15 protein-coding genes and 1 pseudogene are annotated in these 16,844 nt (G+C 71.2%); 12 read left to right on the forward strand and 4 right to left on the reverse strand.

Going from position 1 to position 16,844, the window contains the following annotated elements; genetic code table 11:
• Nucleotides 1-9: 9 nt before the first annotated feature.
• Nucleotides 10-1,029 (reverse strand): helix-turn-helix transcriptional regulator, encoded by a 1,020-nt coding sequence (locus ACZ7MG_RS13190; protein WP_471381788.1) that lies wholly within the window; start codon nt 1,027-1,029, stop codon nt 10-12.
• Nucleotides 1,030-1,133: 104 nt separating this feature from the next.
• Between ACZ7MG_RS13190 and ACZ7MG_RS13195 the strand changes: the two genes are divergently transcribed.
• Complete coding sequence (locus ACZ7MG_RS13195; protein WP_471381786.1) at nt 1,134-1,328, forward strand: hypothetical protein; 195 nt, start codon at nt 1,134-1,136, stop codon at nt 1,326-1,328.
• A gap of 5 nt (nt 1,329-1,333) precedes the next feature.
• Nucleotides 1,334-1,669: a Rieske (2Fe-2S) protein gene (locus ACZ7MG_RS13200; RefSeq protein WP_152170537.1), complete on the forward strand. Its 336-nt coding sequence runs from the start codon at nt 1,334-1,336 to the stop codon at nt 1,667-1,669.
• Between the two features lie 198 nt (nt 1,670-1,867).
• On the opposite strand, the gene ACZ7MG_RS13205 is transcribed toward ACZ7MG_RS13200, so the two are convergent.
• Nucleotides 1,868-2,281 (reverse strand): pyridoxamine 5'-phosphate oxidase family protein, encoded by a 414-nt coding sequence (locus ACZ7MG_RS13205; RefSeq protein ID WP_471381783.1) that lies wholly within the window; start codon nt 2,279-2,281, stop codon nt 1,868-1,870.
• 139 nt (nt 2,282-2,420) lie between these two features.
• Here ACZ7MG_RS13205 and clpB point away from each other — a divergent pair, with 139 nt between their 5' ends.
• Both clpB and ACZ7MG_RS13215 read left to right on the forward strand, forming a co-directional pair.
• Nucleotides 2,421-5,054, forward strand: coding sequence for an ATP-dependent chaperone ClpB (clpB, locus tag ACZ7MG_RS13210; protein ID WP_471381782.1), 2,634 nt, complete (start codon nt 2,421-2,423; stop codon nt 5,052-5,054).
• A 159-nt stretch (nt 5,055-5,213) separates the two neighbouring features.
• Nucleotides 5,214-5,759: a type III secretion system chaperone family protein gene (locus tag ACZ7MG_RS13215; protein ID WP_471381779.1), complete on the forward strand. Its 546-nt coding sequence runs from the start codon at nt 5,214-5,216 to the stop codon at nt 5,757-5,759.
• Between the two features lie 69 nt (nt 5,760-5,828).
• Here the strand turns inward: ACZ7MG_RS13215 and ACZ7MG_RS13220 are convergent, their stop codons facing one another.
• Both ACZ7MG_RS13220 and ACZ7MG_RS13225 read right to left on the reverse strand, forming a co-directional pair.
• On the reverse strand, nt 5,829-7,058 hold the full coding sequence (locus tag ACZ7MG_RS13220) for a pyridoxal phosphate-dependent aminotransferase (protein WP_471381776.1): 1,230 nt from the start codon (nt 7,056-7,058) through the stop codon (nt 5,829-5,831).
• A 113-nt stretch (nt 7,059-7,171) separates the two neighbouring features.
• Complete coding sequence (locus ACZ7MG_RS13225) at nt 7,172-7,630, reverse strand: DUF8189 domain-containing protein (protein ID WP_471381775.1); 459 nt, start codon at nt 7,628-7,630, stop codon at nt 7,172-7,174.
• Between the two features lie 629 nt (nt 7,631-8,259).
• On the opposite strand from ACZ7MG_RS13225, the gene ACZ7MG_RS13230 reads away from it, so the two are divergent.
• The 8 genes and pseudogenes from ACZ7MG_RS13230 to ACZ7MG_RS13265 all read left to right on the forward strand — a co-directional run bounded on the left by ACZ7MG_RS13230 (nt 8,260) and on the right by ACZ7MG_RS13265 (nt 16,837).
• Nucleotides 8,260-8,466 (forward strand): hypothetical protein, encoded by a 207-nt coding sequence (locus ACZ7MG_RS13230; RefSeq protein ID WP_471381774.1) that lies wholly within the window; start codon nt 8,260-8,262, stop codon nt 8,464-8,466.
• Nucleotides 8,467-8,545: 79 nt separating this feature from the next.
• Nucleotides 8,546-8,947 carry a hypothetical protein gene (locus ACZ7MG_RS13235; protein WP_471381773.1) on the forward strand — a complete coding sequence of 134 codons (402 nt, stop codon included), beginning with the start codon at nt 8,546-8,548 and terminating at the stop codon, nt 8,945-8,947.
• A 542-nt stretch (nt 8,948-9,489) separates the two neighbouring features.
• A complete protein-coding gene (locus ACZ7MG_RS13240; protein WP_471381772.1) occupies nt 9,490-10,011 on the forward strand; it encodes a DUF2617 family protein in 522 nt (173 codons plus the stop codon).
• 304 nt (nt 10,012-10,315) lie between these two features.
• Entirely contained in the window at nt 10,316-11,947 is a 1,632-nt protein-coding gene (locus ACZ7MG_RS13245; RefSeq protein ID WP_471390014.1) for a polyamine aminopropyltransferase, read from the forward strand.
• A 109-nt stretch (nt 11,948-12,056) separates the two neighbouring features.
• Nucleotides 12,057-12,989: an SRPBCC family protein gene (locus ACZ7MG_RS13250; RefSeq protein WP_471390016.1), complete on the forward strand. Its 933-nt coding sequence runs from the start codon at nt 12,057-12,059 to the stop codon at nt 12,987-12,989.
• A gap of 596 nt (nt 12,990-13,585) precedes the next feature.
• The gene (locus ACZ7MG_RS13255; RefSeq protein ID WP_471390019.1) at nt 13,586-14,392 is read left to right on the forward strand and encodes an aldose epimerase family protein; all 807 of its coding nucleotides are present in this window, start codon (nt 13,586-13,588) and stop codon (nt 14,390-14,392) included.
• A gap of 32 nt (nt 14,393-14,424) precedes the next feature.
• Complete coding sequence (pyrE, locus tag ACZ7MG_RS13260) at nt 14,425-14,979, forward strand: orotate phosphoribosyltransferase (RefSeq protein ID WP_471390022.1); 555 nt, start codon at nt 14,425-14,427, stop codon at nt 14,977-14,979.
• 227 nt (nt 14,980-15,206) lie between these two features.
• A pseudogene (locus ACZ7MG_RS13265) lies at nt 15,207-16,837 on the forward strand (nuclease/transposase family protein).
• The last annotated feature ends 7 nt before the right edge of the window (nt 16,838-16,844 follow it).

Genomic DNA, 16,844 nt, shown 5'->3' on the forward strand with positions numbered 1-16,844 from the left:
TCGGCCGTCTCAGTGGCTCTGTCCCTGCTCCAGCATCCCCGACTGCGCGATGAGATAGCCGAGTTGGGCCCTGCTGCCGCTGCCGAGCGCGGTCGCCAGCTTGGCTATGTGGGCGCGGCAGGTCCGGACGTTCATGCCGAGGCGGCGGGCTATGGCCTCGTCCACGTGGCCCTCGACGAGGAGCTTGGCGATGGAGTGCTGGATGTCCGTGATGCCGTCGGGGGCCGTCTCGTAGGGGGCGCCGGCGGTCAGCGGGACAGCACGGCCCCACATGAACTCGAAGACCTTGACCAGGTAGCGGACAAGGCCGGGATGGCGCAGTTCCAGGGCAACCTGCCGGTCGTCCCTGACGGGGATGAAAGCGACGCTCTCGTCGCAGATGATGAGCCGCTCGACGAGTTCGTCGATCGTGCGTATCTCCACTTTGCCGTCGCCGATCTGGTCGATGTAACCCAGACGTTCGGGGCTGTAACGAGCAGTGTGCTGATAGAGAGTGCGCAGGCGCACTCCCCTTTCGATCAGCGGCCGGTCACGCTCCAATCCCTCGATGAGCCGCTGCTCGGGTCGGCGGCGTCCGCTCGGCTGGACCGTCAGCATCTCGGTCTGACACTCGGCGGTGGCGAGGTCGAGCGCCGTGTTGATGCGGTCCAGGCCCTCCAGGACCGTGATCGAGTGAGTGGGTGCGGTCTCCTGGGCGGTGAGGGCCATGAAGGGCTCGAACACGTCGGAGAGTTCGATGGACAGCCGTCGGCGCTCACTGATTTCGCGCTCTATGGGGGTCAGTCGCTGGGCCAGGGCGACCAGCGGGGCCACGGGGCGCAGCCAGCCGGTGTCGTCCGGGTCGGGATGCAGGAGTGCGAACTCCATCAGGCAGGGCGCGGACTCCACGTCCGCGCGGGCGATACGTCCCACCCGCAGGGCGTTCGCGTAGAGGCGCCCGCCTTCCGCGCACAACTCTGTCACCGGATGGGGATGTGTCGCTTTAGTCGGATCTGTCACTAAATCTCCACCCCCCAGGGTCCTGAACATGCAGGAACATGATGCATCGATTATGTGGCCATGACGTGCCCGAATGAGTCATCGTCGTACCCGACGGGGGAAGAGGGGACCTTCAAGTGAGGACGAAGCCGACTATGCGTAACAGAATGCTTCGCTCGGTGCTTGTCGCCGCCTTCTCCACCGTTGTGGCTTTCGGAGCGCTGAGCGGCCTTTCCGGCGCGGAGAGCGGTGATCGCCTGGCGAACGGTGACGAGGCGACGGCTGCCGTGGTGGCAGTGGAAGCCGGTGCTACCGGAGAGACAGGCGAACAAGACAGCGTCTGGGACTGACTGACATGACGACTCCTCCTGACGACCGCTCCTTCCGCCGCGAGATGGCCACCGCCTACCGCTCCGGTTGGCACTTCATCGACCTGGCCACCGCCATCCCCCACAGCGGTGACTCGTTGATGGTGACCGTGTTCGGCGAACCGGTGGTGGTGACCCGGGACGAGGACGAGGACATCCGGGCGTACCGGTGTCTGCGGCGCCCGCGCGGCGCGCCGCAGCCAGTGCGGTGTGCCGTCCGGTACGGGATGGTCTTCGTCAATCTCGACCAGCGCGACCACCGGCTCGCCGAGCCGGAGACCCCGGCCTCCGCGGCCGTCTCAGCCACCCCCCGCAGTGCCTGAAGCGATTCCCCCGTCGTTTCAAATCGCTCAGGCGCTTCCCCCCAGCAGCGGCGTCACCGTGACCTGAACACGGTGACGCCGCTGCAGGTTAGGGGGACATTTCCGGATGCCCCCGGATATCGGTACGGTCTCACCCGTCCGCTCATCTGTCCGAAAAAAGGCCAACCGGAAGCGGGTCGTCACCGTCCGCCCCGCCGGTCAGCCGCGCCCCAGCGCCCCGGTGAGTTCGATCTCGATCACCACGCGGTGCGGGTTCGGCCGCGGCTCCCTGCCGTACCGCTCCGCGTACCGTCGCTCCGCCTCCGTGATCCGCTCCCGGTCCGTGCGGACGTACGCGCGTCCCTCCAGCGTGGCCCAGCGTCTGCCCTCCATCTGGCACACGGCGACCCGGGCGCCCTCTTCCCCGGCCAGGCGTACATGCCGCGCCTTCGCGCTCGTCGTGCTGGTGATCACCCGAGCGAGGCGCGCCCCGGGCTCGTATGTGACCCCGACCGGCACCACATGGGGGCTGCCGTCGGCGCGGAGGGTGGTGAGGGTGCAGATGTGGCGCTCCTGCCAGAAGGCGAGATACGCGGCGTCGGGATCCCCCGGATCCACTCGGTATGTGCTCACGGTCCTGGAATCTAGCGGGAACACTCCCGGCTCCACCTTGAGTGGAATAGACTCAACTTTGTGTACGTTGCTCAAGTCACTGTTAGCGACGACTGTGCGACGACTGCGCGACGGCTGACGCAAGGAGGGAAACGCGAACGTGGACGCCGAGCTGACCAACAGGAGCCGGGACGCGATCAACGCGGCCAGCAACCGGGCCGTGTCCGAGGGACACGCCGACTTCACCCCCGCCCACCTGCTGCTGGCTCTGCTGCAGGGCCGAGGCCAACAGGCACCAGAGAACATCATCGATCTGCTCGCCGCGGCCGAGGCCGACCAGGCGGCGGTCCGCGCCGGCGCGGAGAAGATCCTGTCCGGCCTGCCCAGCGTGACCGGCGCCACCGTCTCGCCGCCCCAGCCCAACCGCGAGCTGCTCGGCGTGGTCGCCGCCGCCCAGGCCAAGGCGAAGGAGCTGGGCGACGAGTTCGTCTCCACCGAGCACCTGCTGATCGGGATCGCCGAGAAGGGCGGCCAGGCCGGGGACGTACTCTCCCGGCAGGGGGCGAACGCCGGAAAGCTGCAGGAGGCGTTCCAGCAGGCAAGGGGAGGACGCCGGGTGACCACAGCCGATCCGGAGGGGCAGTACAAGGCCCTGGAGAAGTTCGGGACCGACTTCACCGCCGCCGCGCGGGAGGGCAAGCTCGATCCCGTCATCGGCCGGGACCAGGAGATCCGACGGGTCGTCCAGGTGCTCAGCCGCCGTACGAAGAACAACCCGGTGCTGATCGGTGAGCCGGGCGTCGGCAAGACCGCCGTCGTCGAGGGGCTCGCGCAGCGGATCGTGAAGGGCGACGTGCCCGAGTCGCTCAAGAACAAGCGGCTGGTCTCGCTCGACCTGGGCGCGATGGTCGCCGGGGCGAAGTACCGGGGCGAGTTCGAGGAGCGGCTCAAGACGGTCCTGGCGGAGATCAAGGACTCCGACGGGCAGATCATCACCTTCATCGACGAGCTGCACACGGTCGTCGGCGCGGGCGCCGGCGGCGACTCCGCGATGGACGCCGGCAACATGCTGAAGCCGATGCTCGCGCGTGGCGAGCTGCGCATGGTCGGCGCGACCACCCTCGACGAGTACCGCGAGCGCATCGAGAAGGACCCCGCCCTGGAGCGCCGCTTCCAGCAGGTGCTGGTCGCCGAGCCGACCGTCGAGGACACCATCGCGATCCTGCGCGGGCTCAAGGGCCGGTACGAGGCCCACCACAAGGTCGTGATCGCGGACGCGGCGCTGGTCGCCGCCGCCACCCTCTCCGACCGGTACATCACCTCCCGCTTCCTGCCCGACAAGGCCATCGACCTGGTCGACGAGTCGGCCTCCCGGCTCCGCATGGAGATCGACTCCTCGCCCGTCGAGATCGACGAGCTGCAGCGGTCCGTGGACCGGCTGCGCATGGAGGAGATGGCTCTCGACAAGGAGACCGACGCCGCCTCCCGCGAGCGTCTGGAGAAGCTGCGCCGCGACCTCGCCAACAAGGAGGAGGACCTGCGCAACCTCACCGCCCGCTGGGAGAAGGAGAAGCAGTCCCTCAACGCCGTCGGCGAGCTCAAGGAGAAGCTCGACGAGCTGCGCGGCCAGGCCGAACGCGCCCAGCGCGACGGCGACTTCGACACCGCCTCCAAGCTCCTCTACGGCGAGATCCCCACGCTGGAACGGGCGCTGGAGGAGGCCTCCGAGGCCGAGGAGGAGGCCGCCGCGTCCAAGAACTCCAAGAACACCATGGTCAAGGACGAGGTCGGCTCCGACGACATCGCCGACGTCGTCGCCTCCTGGACCGGCATTCCCGCGGGCCGCCTCCTGGAGGGCGAGACCCAGAAGCTGCTCCGTATGGAGGACGAGCTGGGCCGCCGTCTCATCGGCCAGACCGAGGCCGTACGCGCGGTGTCGGACGCCGTACGACGCTCCCGCGCGGGCATCGCCGACCCGGACCGCCCCACCGGCTCCTTCCTCTTCCTCGGCCCGACCGGTGTCGGCAAGACCGAGCTGGCCAAGGCGCTCGCCGACTTCCTCTTCGACGACGAGCGGGCCATGATCCGCATCGACATGTCGGAGTACAGCGAGAAGCACAGCGTCGCCCGGCTGGTCGGCGCGCCCCCCGGCTACATCGGCTACGAGGAGGGCGGCCAGCTGACGGAGGCCGTCCGCCGCCGCCCGTACTCCGTGGTCCTGCTGGACGAGGTGGAGAAGGCGCACCCGGAGGTTTTCGACATCCTCCTCCAGGTCCTCGACGACGGCCGGCTCACCGACGGCCAGGGCCGCACGGTCGACTTCCGCAACACGATCCTGATCCTGACCTCGAACCTGGGCAGCCAGTACCTGGTCGACCCGGTCACCACCGAGGACGAGAAGAAGCGGCAGGTCCTGGACGTGGTGCGGGCCTCCTTCAAGCCGGAGTTCCTCAACCGCCTGGACGACCTGGTCGTCTTCTCCGCCCTGGACAAGGCGGAGCTGGAGCGCATCGCCAAACTCCAGATCGACCGCCTGTCCAAGCGTCTCGCCGAGCGCCGCCTGACCCTGGAGATCACCCCCGAGGCCCTGGCCTGGCTCGCCGAGGAGGGCAACGACCCGGCCTACGGCGCCCGCCCCCTCCGCCGCCTCGTCCAGACCGCCATCGGCGACCGCCTCGCCAAGGAGATCCTCTCCGGCGAGGTCAAGGACGGCGACACGGTGCGGGTGGACACGTTCGGAGAGGCCGAGGGCCTGATCGTGGGACCGGTTCCGTCGATGGAGAAGAAGCCGTGACCGGGGTCGATCGGGGGTACCCGAAAGGTTCCCTGCCACGCTCGTAGCTGAATCCCCTTCCGGATCCGGCCAAGGGCGACGAACCACGCGGGGCTGGGGTTGCCACCCCCGCCCCCGCATGGGGGAGGATGGCGGAATCCGTACGAAGGGAAAATCACGGTGAGCATCGACCCGTCCTCGATTCCGAACTTCGGGGGCCAGCCCGAGCCGCAGCCCCAAGGGCCGGCGGGCCCCGTCGTCCCGGATCAGGACCTCGTGAAGCAGCTCCTGGACCAGATGGAGCTGAAGTACGTCATCGACGACGAGGGTGACCTCGCGGCGCCGTGGGAGGAATTCCGCACGTACTTCATGTTCCGTGGCGAGGGTGACCAGCAGGTCTTCTCGGTGCGCACGTTCTACGACCGCCCGCACCAGATCGACGCGAAGCCGGCCCTGCTGGAGACCATCGACGACTGGAACCGCCGCACCCTGTGGCCCAAGGTCTACAGCCACACCCACGACGACGGCACGGTCCGCCTCATCGGCGAGGCCCAGCTGCTGATCGGCACCGGCGTCAGCCTGGAGCACTTCGTCTCGTCGACGGTCAGCTGGGTGCGCGCCGCCATCGAGTTCGACAAGTGGCTCGTCGAGCAGCTCGGCCTGGCCGAGGACGTCGACGAGGCCGAGAAGCCCAAGGACGAGAAGGACGACGAGGGCGACGCGTAACCGCCCCCGCCCCGCACACCTCCGTGGCCACCGGCGGCCGTCCACCCCCGGTGGCCACGCGGAGGCGCGTCAGAACGCCGCCTTCAGCCGCTTCGCCGCCTCCTCCAGCACCTCCGCCCGCTTGCAGAAAGCGAACCGTACGAACGGGGCGCCGGCCTCGCGGTGGTCGTAGAAGACGGCGTTCGGGATGGCCACCACGCCCGCGCGCTCGGGCAGGGCGCGGCAGAAGGCGAAGCCGTCGGTCTCGCCGAGGGGGCGGATGTCGGTGGTGATGAAGTACGTGCCGGCGGTGTGGAACACCTCGAAGCCGGCGTCCGTCAGCCCCGCCGCCAGCAGGTCGCGCTTGGCGCGCAGGTCCGCGCGGAAGCCCTCGAAGTAGCTGTCCGGCAGCGCGAGCGCCTCGGCGACGGCGTACTGGAACGGCCCCGACGCCACATAGGTCAGATACTGCTTCGCCGAGCGCACCGCCGTCACCAGCGCGGGCGCGGCCGTCACCCAGCCCACCTTCCACCCGGTGAACGAGAACGTCTTGCCCGCCGACCCGATGGTCACCGTCCGCTCCCGCATGCCGGGGAACGACGCCAGCGGCAGGTGCTCGGCGTCGTCGAAGACCAGGTGCTCGTACACCTCGTCCGTCACCACCAGCAGATCCCGCTCCACCGCCAGCTCGGCGATCGCCGTCAGCTCCTCGCGGGTGAGGACGGTCCCGGTCGGGTTGTGCGGGGTGTTGATCAGCAGCAGCCGCGTCCGGTCGGTGACGGCGCCCCGCAGCTCGTCGAGGTCCAGCCGGAAGCGTCGATCTGCGACTCCGTCGCGGAGCCCCTCGGACGGCCGCAGCGTCACCGGTACGCGCGTCCCGCCCGCCATCGCGATACAGGCCGCGTACGAGTCGTAGTACGGCTCCAGGGCGACCACCTCGTCGCCGGGCTCCAGCAGGCCGAGCAGCGCCGCCGCGATGGCCTCCGTGGCGCCCGCCGTGACCAGCACCTCCGTGTCCGGGTCGAACGTCAGCCCGTACCGCCGCCGCTGATGGTCGACGATCGCGGTGCGCAGCTCGGGGACGCCCGGCCCCGGCGGGTACTGGTTGCCCCGGCCGTCCCGCAGCGCCCGTACGGCGGCCTCGCGGATCTCCTCGGGGCCGTCGGTGTCGGGGAAGCCCTGGCCCAGGTTGATCGACCCGGTCTTCAGGGCGAGCGCCGACATCTCGGCGAAGATCGTCGTCCCGAACTCGGCGAGCCGCCGGTTGAGCGCGGGGCGAGGGGCGGGGGCGGGGCTTGCGCTGGAGGTCATGGCCGTCATCCTGCGCCGAAGCTCCGGACTTCCTCAACCCGCGTTCGAAGTGTGGCGCCCGCGGTGTCGCCCCACGCACCGCCCGGCCGGGAAACCCCGGCCGGGCACCGTGCCTCCCGGGATCAGGAGGGCGGACCGTCGAAGGAGGACCACTCCGACCAGGCGTCGTCGGGGTGGGTGCTCACCTTCCACGAGGACACCGAACCGTCGTCGGTGCCGACCACGATCTGCGGACGGCCGTCCGTCAGGGTGGCCACCCCCACGCTGCGGGCCGACCCCGGCAGGTTGTTGAACTTCGTCCAGTCGGCCCAGGCGGCGCTCGGGTCGGTGGTCACCTTCCAGGTGCTCCACAGCTCGCCGCCCTCGGACACGGCGAAGATCTGCGGCCGTTCGTCCGTGAGGGGGGCCGCGGCGAGCGACACCACGCGGCCGTGATCGAAGTCGAACAGCTGCCAGTCGGTCCAGCCGGCATCCGGGTGCTCGCTCTCCTTCCAGCGGGTGAACAACCCGTGGTTGCTACCCGCGAACACCTGCGGACGACCGTCCGTGAGCCGCGCCGACGCCATGCTTCGAACAGACATATGATCTGTCTCCTTTTCCCACGCCCAGGCAGGCGTTCACGTCCCTCCCCTCCGCTCCAGCGTTCGCGCGATCAACCGGCGCCGCAAGTCGGGTGGCCCGCGACCCGTATGTCTGCGCAGGTCAGGAGGTGTTGACCGGTGAGAACCCTCTGAACTTGCTCAACTCGGCTTTGACTCGTGAGACGCCCGGGCATCCCCACGTCACGCACGGCCCACGGGGGGTCTGCAAGGGGGAACGAAAGGCAGGTGCCGCGATGGAGGTCTTCTTCTTTCTCTTCATGGGCGCGGTCGTTCTGATCGGCCTGGTGTCGGGGGGCCGCGGTTCACGGCGAGGCCGTCGCCGCTCGCACAGCTGGTGGGCCGACAGCGGGTCGTCCCACCGGGGCGGCGGAGGGGTGTCCTGCGGGGGCGGATCGTCCTGTGGGGGCGGGTCCTCCTGTGGCGGCGGAGGCGGGTGCGGCGGCGGCAGCTGACCGGCGACCGCGGCCCGGGCGGCACAAGCTCTGGACTTGCTCAACTCGGCTTTGAGCGGTCACCGGCGGGGGCATCCCCCGCTACACGCAGGTGAGCGAGGCGCCCACGGGGGGTCGCTTCGGGGGACACAGGCAAGGGAGAGGGGAGGGTGGGCCATGGCGGAATTCGGGGTCGTCCTGGTGCTCAGCGTCATCGGTCTGGCCATCGTCGTCGGGGTTGTCAGGAGTTCCCGGCGGCGCGGACGGCGCGGCAGCTGGTGGGCGGGCGGGGGCTCGTCCGGGGGCTCGTCGTGCAGCAGCGGCTCGTCCTGTGGGGGCGGGTCCTCCTGCGGGGGCGGCGGAGGGTGCGGCGGCGGCAGCTGACCGCGCGTACCGGTAGTGGCAAGTGGCGAGGCGCCCATGGGGGGTCGCTTCGGGGGATTCAGGAGAAGGAGAGGGGAGGGTGAACGCCATGAACGTGATCGCGGTGATCGGCATCATCCTGGCGGTGCTCTTCGTAGGGACGTTGAGCATTGTCGCCATCAACAACCGGAGCCGGCGGGGGCACTCGGCGCGACGCCGTCCCTCGGCCGCCCGCGGCGGCGGCGCGTACCGGAGCAGCCGGGGCAACAGCGGTTCCGACAACAGCGGTTCCGACAGCAGCTGGTGGGTGCTCGGGGCGGCGGCCGGTGTCGGTGACAGCGGCTCGTCCTCCTCGTCGAACGACGACCGGGGTTCGTCCGGGAGCGGCGGGTCGTCCTGCGGCAGCAGCTCCTCCTCCTGCGGCAGCAGCAGCGGCTCGTCCTGTGGCGGCGGGTCCTCCTGCGGTGGCGGAGGCGGGGGCGGATGCGGTGGAGGCAGCTGACACGGGGCAGCTGAGCTTCACGACACGAGCGCCCGCCGGGAAGCGCGACTTCCCGGCGGGCGCTCGCGTGTGTACCGCTCGCGTGTGTACCGCTCCCGTGTGTACCACTCGCGGGTGTACCGCTCCTCGGAACGGGCAGGCGCACGGGTGTGGCATCCGTTCACGCCTGAGTACGCCGGGTGGGCCCGGTTGTCCGGCGGGCGCTCCCCGGAGTTCGCGCGCCTGGCTCGACGGGCGCGTGGGGAGCGTGTTGGCCGGTGGGGCGTACGCCTGGTTGAACAGTTGAGCTGGGCTGCCCTCGGGGGGATGGAAAGCACGTCAGATTGGGTAAAAACGCTGTGGTGGCGCCACAGTTCATGATTCCCTATAAATCGCCAACGCAGCCCCCGGACGTCCCTCCCGGCAGGCCTGACACGGCTGACCGGACCGACTGGGACGTCGTCCTCACCCGACCTGGCTGACCGGGCCCCATCTCCCGGTGCCGACCGGGGTGCGCGCCGGACCCACTCCTCTTCTCTTTTGCGTCGCTGCGGAGCCGACCCATGCTCACGACCCTCAACACCGCCTACACCGACACGCGCGCGGCAGACCTCGCCTGGGCCCTGGGGCGCGAACCGCTGCCCGCGCTCGCCACGCTCGACCTCGAACTCACCGGCGCGAAACTGCAGTTGAGGCTGCTCGGCGCGTCCCACCAGGTACTCCTGGAGGAGGAGCGGGGCAGCCACTGTTCGGAGACGGTCGCCTGTATCCCGGGGTCCAGCACGCCCCTGCCGCTCGGTGTGGCCAAACGGGTGGGCGACTGGGAGTACGAGTTCGCCGCGCGGGTCGAGGTCCTGTCCCCGGGGTCCTTCGCCGGCCGCGCGCAGGAGCTGCTGGCCCTCGTCTCCGACCATCCCCACGGTCTCGCCGGTGTCTTCCCCGGCAGCCCGCACGCCTTCACGGCGATGCTCGCGCAGCGGTACGAGGGGCAGGTGCACTGGCGCACCTGGCACGCGTACCCCCAGGACGGGCAACTGGTCGCCACGAGAACGAGGGTGGGGGTGAGAGTGGCGGTGACGTTGTGAAGGGCGCCTAATAGCTCGGGAGTTCGGGTGTCTTGGCGGGTGCGGGTGCGTGGGGCTTCTCGCGCAGTTCCCCGCGCCCCTGAAAAAGCGGGGCTACGCCCCTGCTTTTTCGGCCCGAAAGGGCCGCAGCCCGTCAGGGCCTGCGGCCCTTTCAGGGGCGCGGGGAACTGCGCGATCAGCCCCCACCGGACCCGCACCCGCCAAGACACCCGAACCCCCGAGCTATTAGGCACCCGGCCCAGCGTCGCAGACCACCCGTGTGGGTGACCCAGCGGAGCGCGACCGTGACGGTAGCGTGCGAGGAGTGATCGAGCCGCACGCCCCCGCACCCCCCGGCGCCCCTCCCCCCTGGCGGGGCCAGGGCGGCCCGGGCACCCAGGCGTGGCTGCCGGTCCGCCCCGGAATCGGCCGCTTCCTCGTCCTCGCCGGCGTCTTCGTCTGCGCCGCCTGCGGACTCGTGTACGAACTCGAACTCGTCGCCCTCGCCTCGTACTTGATCGGCGACTCCGTCACCCAGGCCTCGGTCGTCCTCTCCGTCATGGTCTTCGCCATGGGCATCGGCTCCCTCGCCGCCAAACGCCTCCGCCCCCGCGCGGCCCTCGGCTTCGGCGCCATCGAGGCCGCCCTCGCCCTGGTCGGCGGCTGCAGCGCCCTCGCGCTGTACGCGGCGTTCGCCTGGACCGGCGACTGGGGCGGCATGTGGGCGAGCGGAACCCGTTATCTCCTCGTCGCGTTCTCCCTGGCCATCGGGCTGCTCATCGGCGCCGAGGTCCCCCTGCTGATGGAGCTGATCCAGCGCATCCGCCGCCAGGACGCGGGCGGCGCGGTAGCCGACCTCTTCGCCGCCGACTACGTGGGCGCGCTCGTCGGCGGCCTCGCCTTCCCCTTCCTCCTCCTGCCCTGGCTCGGCCAGTTGACCGGCGCCCTGCTCACCGGCACGGTCAACGCCCTCGTCGGCGGCGCCCTCGTCCTCGGCCTCTTCCGCCACGACCTGAGCCGCCGCGCCCGCCGGCTGCTGGTGACCACCAACGTCGCCGTCCTCGGCCTCCTCGCCACCGCCGCGTTACACGTCGACGACTTCGAACGCGCGGCGCGGCGCGCGGTGTACGGCAAGGACGTACGGGTCGCGCTGCAGACCGGCCACCAGGAGGTCGTCCTCACCGGCGGCCGGGACGGGCGCCCGCTCTCCCTCTACCTCGACGGCCGGCTGCGCATCAGCGGGCGCGACGAGCACCGCTACCACCGGGCCCTCGTCCACCCCGCCCTGAACGCCGGCCCGCACGCCCGCGTCCTCGTCCTCGGCGGCGGTGACGGCCTCGCCGCCCGCGAGGTGCTCCGCCACGACGGCGTACGCCGGGTGGACGTCGTCGAGATCGACCCGGGCGTGGTGCGGCTCGCCCGCACGGACCCCGCGCTCTCCGCGCTCAACGGCCACGCCTACGCCGACGACCGGGTCCGCGTCCACACGGAGGACTCCTTCGCCTGGCTGCGCGGTGCCCGCCCGGCACAGCCGTACGACGTCGTGATCTCGGATCTGCCCGACCCCGGGATCACGGCGAGCACCAAGCTCTACTCACAGGAGTTCTACGGTCTGGCCCGGGAGGTGCTGGCCCCCGGCGGGCGCATGGTGGTGCACGCCGGGCCGGTGGCGTCGCGGCGGCAGGTGTTCTGGACGGTCGACGCGACCGTCCGTGCGACGGGGCTGCGGACCGTGCCGTACCGGGTCGGCGCCGCCGACCCCGGCTTCGTCACCGGCCCCGACCGTACGGCCCACACCTCCCGCGCCCCCCACGAGTGGGGTTTCGTCCTCGCCACCCGCCGCGCCCTTCCTGACCTCGGTACCGGTACCGGCACCGGCACCGCGCGCCTCATCGCCCCTGACGGCATGCGGGATCTGCCGGCGTCGACTCTGGTGCACCCGCGGTACGCCGACTGAGTGGGGAAGGTGGGGTGTGTGGGGCGGGTGGGCCCGGGAGGGGCGGAATACGAGCAAGAACGCGTATGTACGGGTGCGGGGCGGTGCCACCTGGGTAGGCTGGGATTTCATGGAGCATGAGGTGTTCGTTCCGGTTCCCGTCGGCCGCCTCCGGGAGGCGCTGTCCGACCCCGAGCGGGTGGCCCGAGCGGTCCCCGGGCTCCAGCAGGAGGCGGGCACCCCACCCGTCGCCGGGCGCCTGAAGGTACGGGTCGCCGGCCACACCATCACCTATCGCGGCACCCTCCGCGTCACGGCTCAGGACGACGGTGCGTACGCCGTGGAGGGCGAGGCCGCCGAGGTCCGGGGCACCGGCACGGTCACCCTCACGCTCACGCTCCGCCTCGCCCCGGCGTCCGAGGGCACGACCCTCACGTACACCGGTACCGCCACCGCCACCCCCGACGGCCGCATCACCGAGCTTCCCTCCGACTCGATCTCCTCGGCCCTGACCCGGCTGCTGACCAGATTCACGGAAAACCTGGCGACACCGCCTGAGCCCGAGCCGAAGCGGACGCCGAAGGCGGGGGGCGGCGGGGAGGAGAGCGGCGAGGCCGCCGCCGGTGAGGCCGAGGGTGGTGAAGTCGGGGCTGGTGAGGCCGAGAGGTCCGCGGACGGCGGCGAGGCCGCCGAGGGGATCGAGGGCGGGGTGCGGGACGAGCAAGGCGAGGGTGAGGGCGAGGGTGGTGAACCGGGGGAGGAGGACGAGCCCACGGGCTCCCTCTTCGAGACGGACGTTCCGCCGTCGGCGCTGGACCCTTACGCCGAGGGGGACTTCGTCGCCGGGGGCGAGCCGCCCGCGGAGGCCGCGCACGCACGGCGGACGATGATCGGCCGCAGCGCGGAGGAGGTCGACCACGCCCCGCCACGCGGCCGGTACGCCCCGGTCCCGGCCCCCGAGACCGTCTCCGCGACCGCCACCCTCCGCTGGGCGGCCCCCGCAGCCGCCCTCGCCGTAGCCTCGGCCATCATCGTGAGCCGCGCCTTGCGCAAACGCCGCTGAGGGGTCTGCCTACGGCCGCCGACCGCCGTTGGCTGGGCAGCGGTCGAGCCCCCGGCCCTTGACTCCAGCCGGTGCCGTGCCCGCAGTTGAGGGCGGCTCGCGGTTTCGGCTCCTGTCCTCGCCCGTGCGGTGGTCTCGGCCGTCCTTGTGAGCCGTGTCGTGCGTGCACGCTGCTGAGGGGCCTGCCCATGGCCGCCGAAACCGCCGCCGACCGCCATTGGCTGGGCAGCGCGCGAGCCCCCGCCCTTGACCGCAGCCGGTGCCGTGCCCGCAGCTGAGGTGGTTCGCGGTTTCGGCTCCTGTCCTCGCCCGTGCGGTGGTCTCGGCCGTCGTCGTGAGCCGTGCGTGCGTGCACGTCGCTGAGAAGCCCGCCCGTGGCTGCGGACCGCCGCCGACTGGGGGTTGCGCGAGCCGCCGGTCCGCGTCCGGGCCATGGCGCCAACCGTGGCCCCCCGTGCCCGTCCTCTTGGCGTGTTCGGCCACTGTGGTGTCGGCGCGGCCGGCCCCACCCTTCGTCACAAGGCACCCACCGGCGCCCCGGTGTGCGCCCTGGTGTTCGGCAACTGGTGGGTGGTGGGGGCCAGTAGGGTCGAGGGGTGAGTAGCGAAGAGATCAGGTTGGCCGCGGGTGACGCGGAGGTGGGGCTGGCGCCGGGGAACGGGGGCCGGGTGGCGGGGCTTCGGGTCGGCGGGGTCGAACTGCTGCGGCAGGGCGAGCGGTTCGGCTGCTTCCCGATGGTGCCGTGGTGCGGCCGGATCCGGGACGGCCGGTTCCGCGACGGCGGCACCGTCCGGCAGCTGCCCCTCAACGCCCCGCCCCACGCCATCCACGGCACCACCCGCGAGGGCTCCTGGCGCGTCGCGAGCCACGGCGCCACCGAGGCCGTCCTCACGTACGACCTGGTCGACCCCTGGCCCTACCCCGGCCGCGTCACCCAGGTGTTCACCCTCACCCCGGACAGCCTCACCCTCACCATGTCCGTGGAGGCGTACGACTCCTCCTTCCCGGCCCAGATCGGCTGGCACCCCTGGTTCAACCGGAACCTGGAGGGCGACGGCGGCGGCGAGGACACGGACGTACGGATCGACTTCACGCCCGCCTGGCAGGAGGAGCGCGGCGCCGACCACCTCCCCACCGGCAACCGCGTCGACCCCAAGCCCGGCCCCTGGGACGACTGCTTCGGCATGCCCGGCGGCGTCGACGTCACCCTCACCTGGCCGGAGCGGCTGGAACTCAAGGTGGCCTCACGGGAGGAGTGGGTCGTCGTCTACGACGAGCAGGCGGAGGCCGTCTGCGTGGAGCCGCAGACCGGGCCGCCCAACGGCCTCAACACCCACCCCCGCCTCGTCACCCCCATCGACCCGCTGGAGGCGACCACGACCTGGAGCTGGCGGCGCCTGTAAGGGGACATAAGGGCCCCCTTAAGCTGGCTGCCATGACTGACGTGGACGTACGTGGATCTTTGCTGCAGCAGATCAAGGACAAGGCCGTGGTGCACGGCAAGGTGACCCTGTCGTCGGGTCTGGAGGCGGACTACTACGTCGACCTGCGCCGCGTCACCCTCGACGGCGAGGCCGCGCCGCTGGTCGGACAGGTGCTGCTCGACCTGACCGCCGACCTCGACTTCGACGCGGTCGGCGGTCTCACGATGGGCGCCGACCCGGTCGCCGGCGCGATGCTGCACGCCGCCGCCGCGCGGGGCCGCCGGCTAGACGCGTTCGTCGTCCGCAAGGCTGCCAAGGCGCACGGTCTGCAGCGCCGCGTGGAGGGCCCGGACATCAGCGGGCGTCGCGTCCTCGTCGTCGAGGACACCTCCACCACCGGAGGGTCCCCGCTGACCGCCGTCGAGGCCGTGCGCGAGGCCGGCGCCGAGGTCGTCGCCGTCGCCACCATCGTCGACCGCGCGACCGGCGCCGCCGAGAAGATCGAGCAGGGCGCCGGGGTCCCGTACCGGTTCGCGTTCTCGAAGGACGAACTGGGTCTCGACTGACGTCGGCACGCCGGGAGGAACACCGAGGTCAGGGGTTTGGAGCCGCTGCCGTTGGAATGCGTTCTGGTGAGCGGGAGTGAGTAGGAGTGGTGGGTGTCGCGCCCGTCGGCAGTTGGATTGGGTGCGGTGGGAACTGGCGTTCCCACATCGCATACGTGTCCTTGCTGGGTGGAGCTCGTTTTCCAGGGTGAGGGGTTCTTGGAGTCGGGCCGGGCGGGGGTGGCGGGGTGGGTGAGCTGCGGAGCATCGCGTCGCCTTTCGTCGCGTCCGGCCCGAGTGGTGTGGCCGTGCGGACTCGCCTCAAGCAGCTGACGCCGGGTGATGAGAAGGTGCTGCGTCTGGTGGGCGCGCATCTGGGGTCGCTGGCCTCGCGGGATCTCAGGGCGCGCTGCCGGGACGGGCTGGAGCATTCCGGTCAGGCGTGGGCCATGCGCAAGCGGGAGCTGACGCCGTTGTCGTCGTCGCGGTGGGCGGGCAGTATCACCAAAGCCACGCATGACCAGTGGGCGCTGGCCCGCCGGGGCCAGCTCGCACACATCCACACCCTGGAAGCCGGTATCCGCACCATCAAGGACCGGCTGTCCCTGCCGGTCGGGCAGAAGGGCACGAAGAAGGCGCCAGGGGGTTATCGGTCGCGGCGGGAGTGGCATGCGAAGTCGCGGCGGCTGCGGGTACTGGAAGACCGGCTGAGGGCCGCGCGGGCCGACCGTGAGGCGGGCATCGTGCACGTCGTGCGCGGCGGCAGACGGCTGGCCCGCACCCGGCACCACCTGGAGGCGGCCGGGCTGACGGAGTCCGCGTGGCGGGGGCGTTGGGAGGCGGAGCGCTGGTTCTGCCAGGCGGACGGTGAGTCCGGCAAGCGCTACGGCAACGAGACCATCCGCATCAGCCCCGACGGAGAAGTGAGTATCAAGCTTCCCGCACCGCTGGCTCACCTGGCCAACGCTCCGCATGGACGGTACGCGCTGGCGTGCCGGGTCGTGTTCGCGCACCGGGGCGGCGAGTGGGCGGACCGCGTCGCGGCCGACCGGGCCGTCGCCTACCGCATCCGCTACGACACCGGCCGCAACCGCTGGTACCTGACCGCGTCCTGGCAGATCCCGCCCACCCCCACCCTTCCGATCGAGGCCGCGCTCGCGCACGGTGTGATCGGCGTCGACATGAACGCCGATCACCTGGCCGCCTGGCGCCTCGATACCCACGGCAACCCGACCGGCAGCCCGCGCCGCTTTTTCTACGACCTGACCGGCACCGCCGAACACCGTGACGCCCAGGTCCGCCACGCCCTCACCCGCCTCCTGCACTGGGCCCACGCCTGCGGTGTGAAGGCGGTAGCGGTGGAGGACCTGGACTTCGCCGGGGAGAAGACCAGGGAGAAGCACGGCCGCCGTAAACGCTTCCGGCAGCTGATCTCCGGCATGCCCACCGGGAAGCTCCGTGCCCGGCTGGCCTCGATGGCGGATCAGACAGGCATCTCGGTCATCGCCGTCGACCCGGCCTACACCAGCCGCTGGGGTGCCCAGCACTGGCAGAAGCCCTTGACCAGCACCACCCGCACCACCACTCGCCACGAGGCTGCCGCCGTGGCGATCGGAAGGCGCGCCCAGGGACACCCGATCCGGCGACGGACGGCACCGCCCCCACCGCACCGGAGTGATGCGGTGGGGCATCGGACCGTCCAGGCCCGACCAGGAGTCCTTGGGCGTGAGGAACCCCGCCCCCGCACACCCGGACCACGGACACGATCCGTGCCGCCCGGACGCGGAGCGAACGCGGCAACCAGAACGCCCAACACCGTCCGGGGCGTTCGGCCGAGCATGAGACCTGGCAACAGGACTCACTCTCGCTCAGCCGCTAGGAACGGT

Source organism: Streptomyces sp. NPDC107538, from assembly GCF_055657445.1.

Coding starts and splice junctions, on each gene's coding strand:
- ACZ7MG_RS13190 (WP_471381788.1), bottom strand. CDS start 1,029: ATGTTCAGGACCCTGGGGGGTGGAGATTTAGTGACAGATCCGACTAAA.
- ACZ7MG_RS13195 (WP_471381786.1), top strand. CDS start 1,134: ATGCGTAACAGAATGCTTCGCTCGGTGCTTGTCGCCGCCTTCTCCACC.
- ACZ7MG_RS13200 (WP_152170537.1), top strand. CDS start 1,334: ATGACGACTCCTCCTGACGACCGCTCCTTCCGCCGCGAGATGGCCACC.
- ACZ7MG_RS13220 (WP_471381776.1), bottom strand. CDS start 7,058: ATGACGGCCATGACCTCCAGCGCAAGCCCCGCCCCCGCCCCTCGCCCC.
- ACZ7MG_RS13225 (WP_471381775.1), bottom strand. CDS start 7,630: ATGTCTGTTCGAAGCATGGCGTCGGCGCGGCTCACGGACGGTCGTCCG.
- ACZ7MG_RS13230 (WP_471381774.1), top strand. CDS start 8,260: ATGGCGGAATTCGGGGTCGTCCTGGTGCTCAGCGTCATCGGTCTGGCC.
- ACZ7MG_RS13240 (WP_471381772.1), top strand. CDS start 9,490: ATGCTCACGACCCTCAACACCGCCTACACCGACACGCGCGCGGCAGAC.
- ACZ7MG_RS13250 (WP_471390016.1), top strand. CDS start 12,057: ATGGAGCATGAGGTGTTCGTTCCGGTTCCCGTCGGCCGCCTCCGGGAG.
- pyrE (WP_471390022.1), top strand. CDS start 14,425: ATGACTGACGTGGACGTACGTGGATCTTTGCTGCAGCAGATCAAGGAC.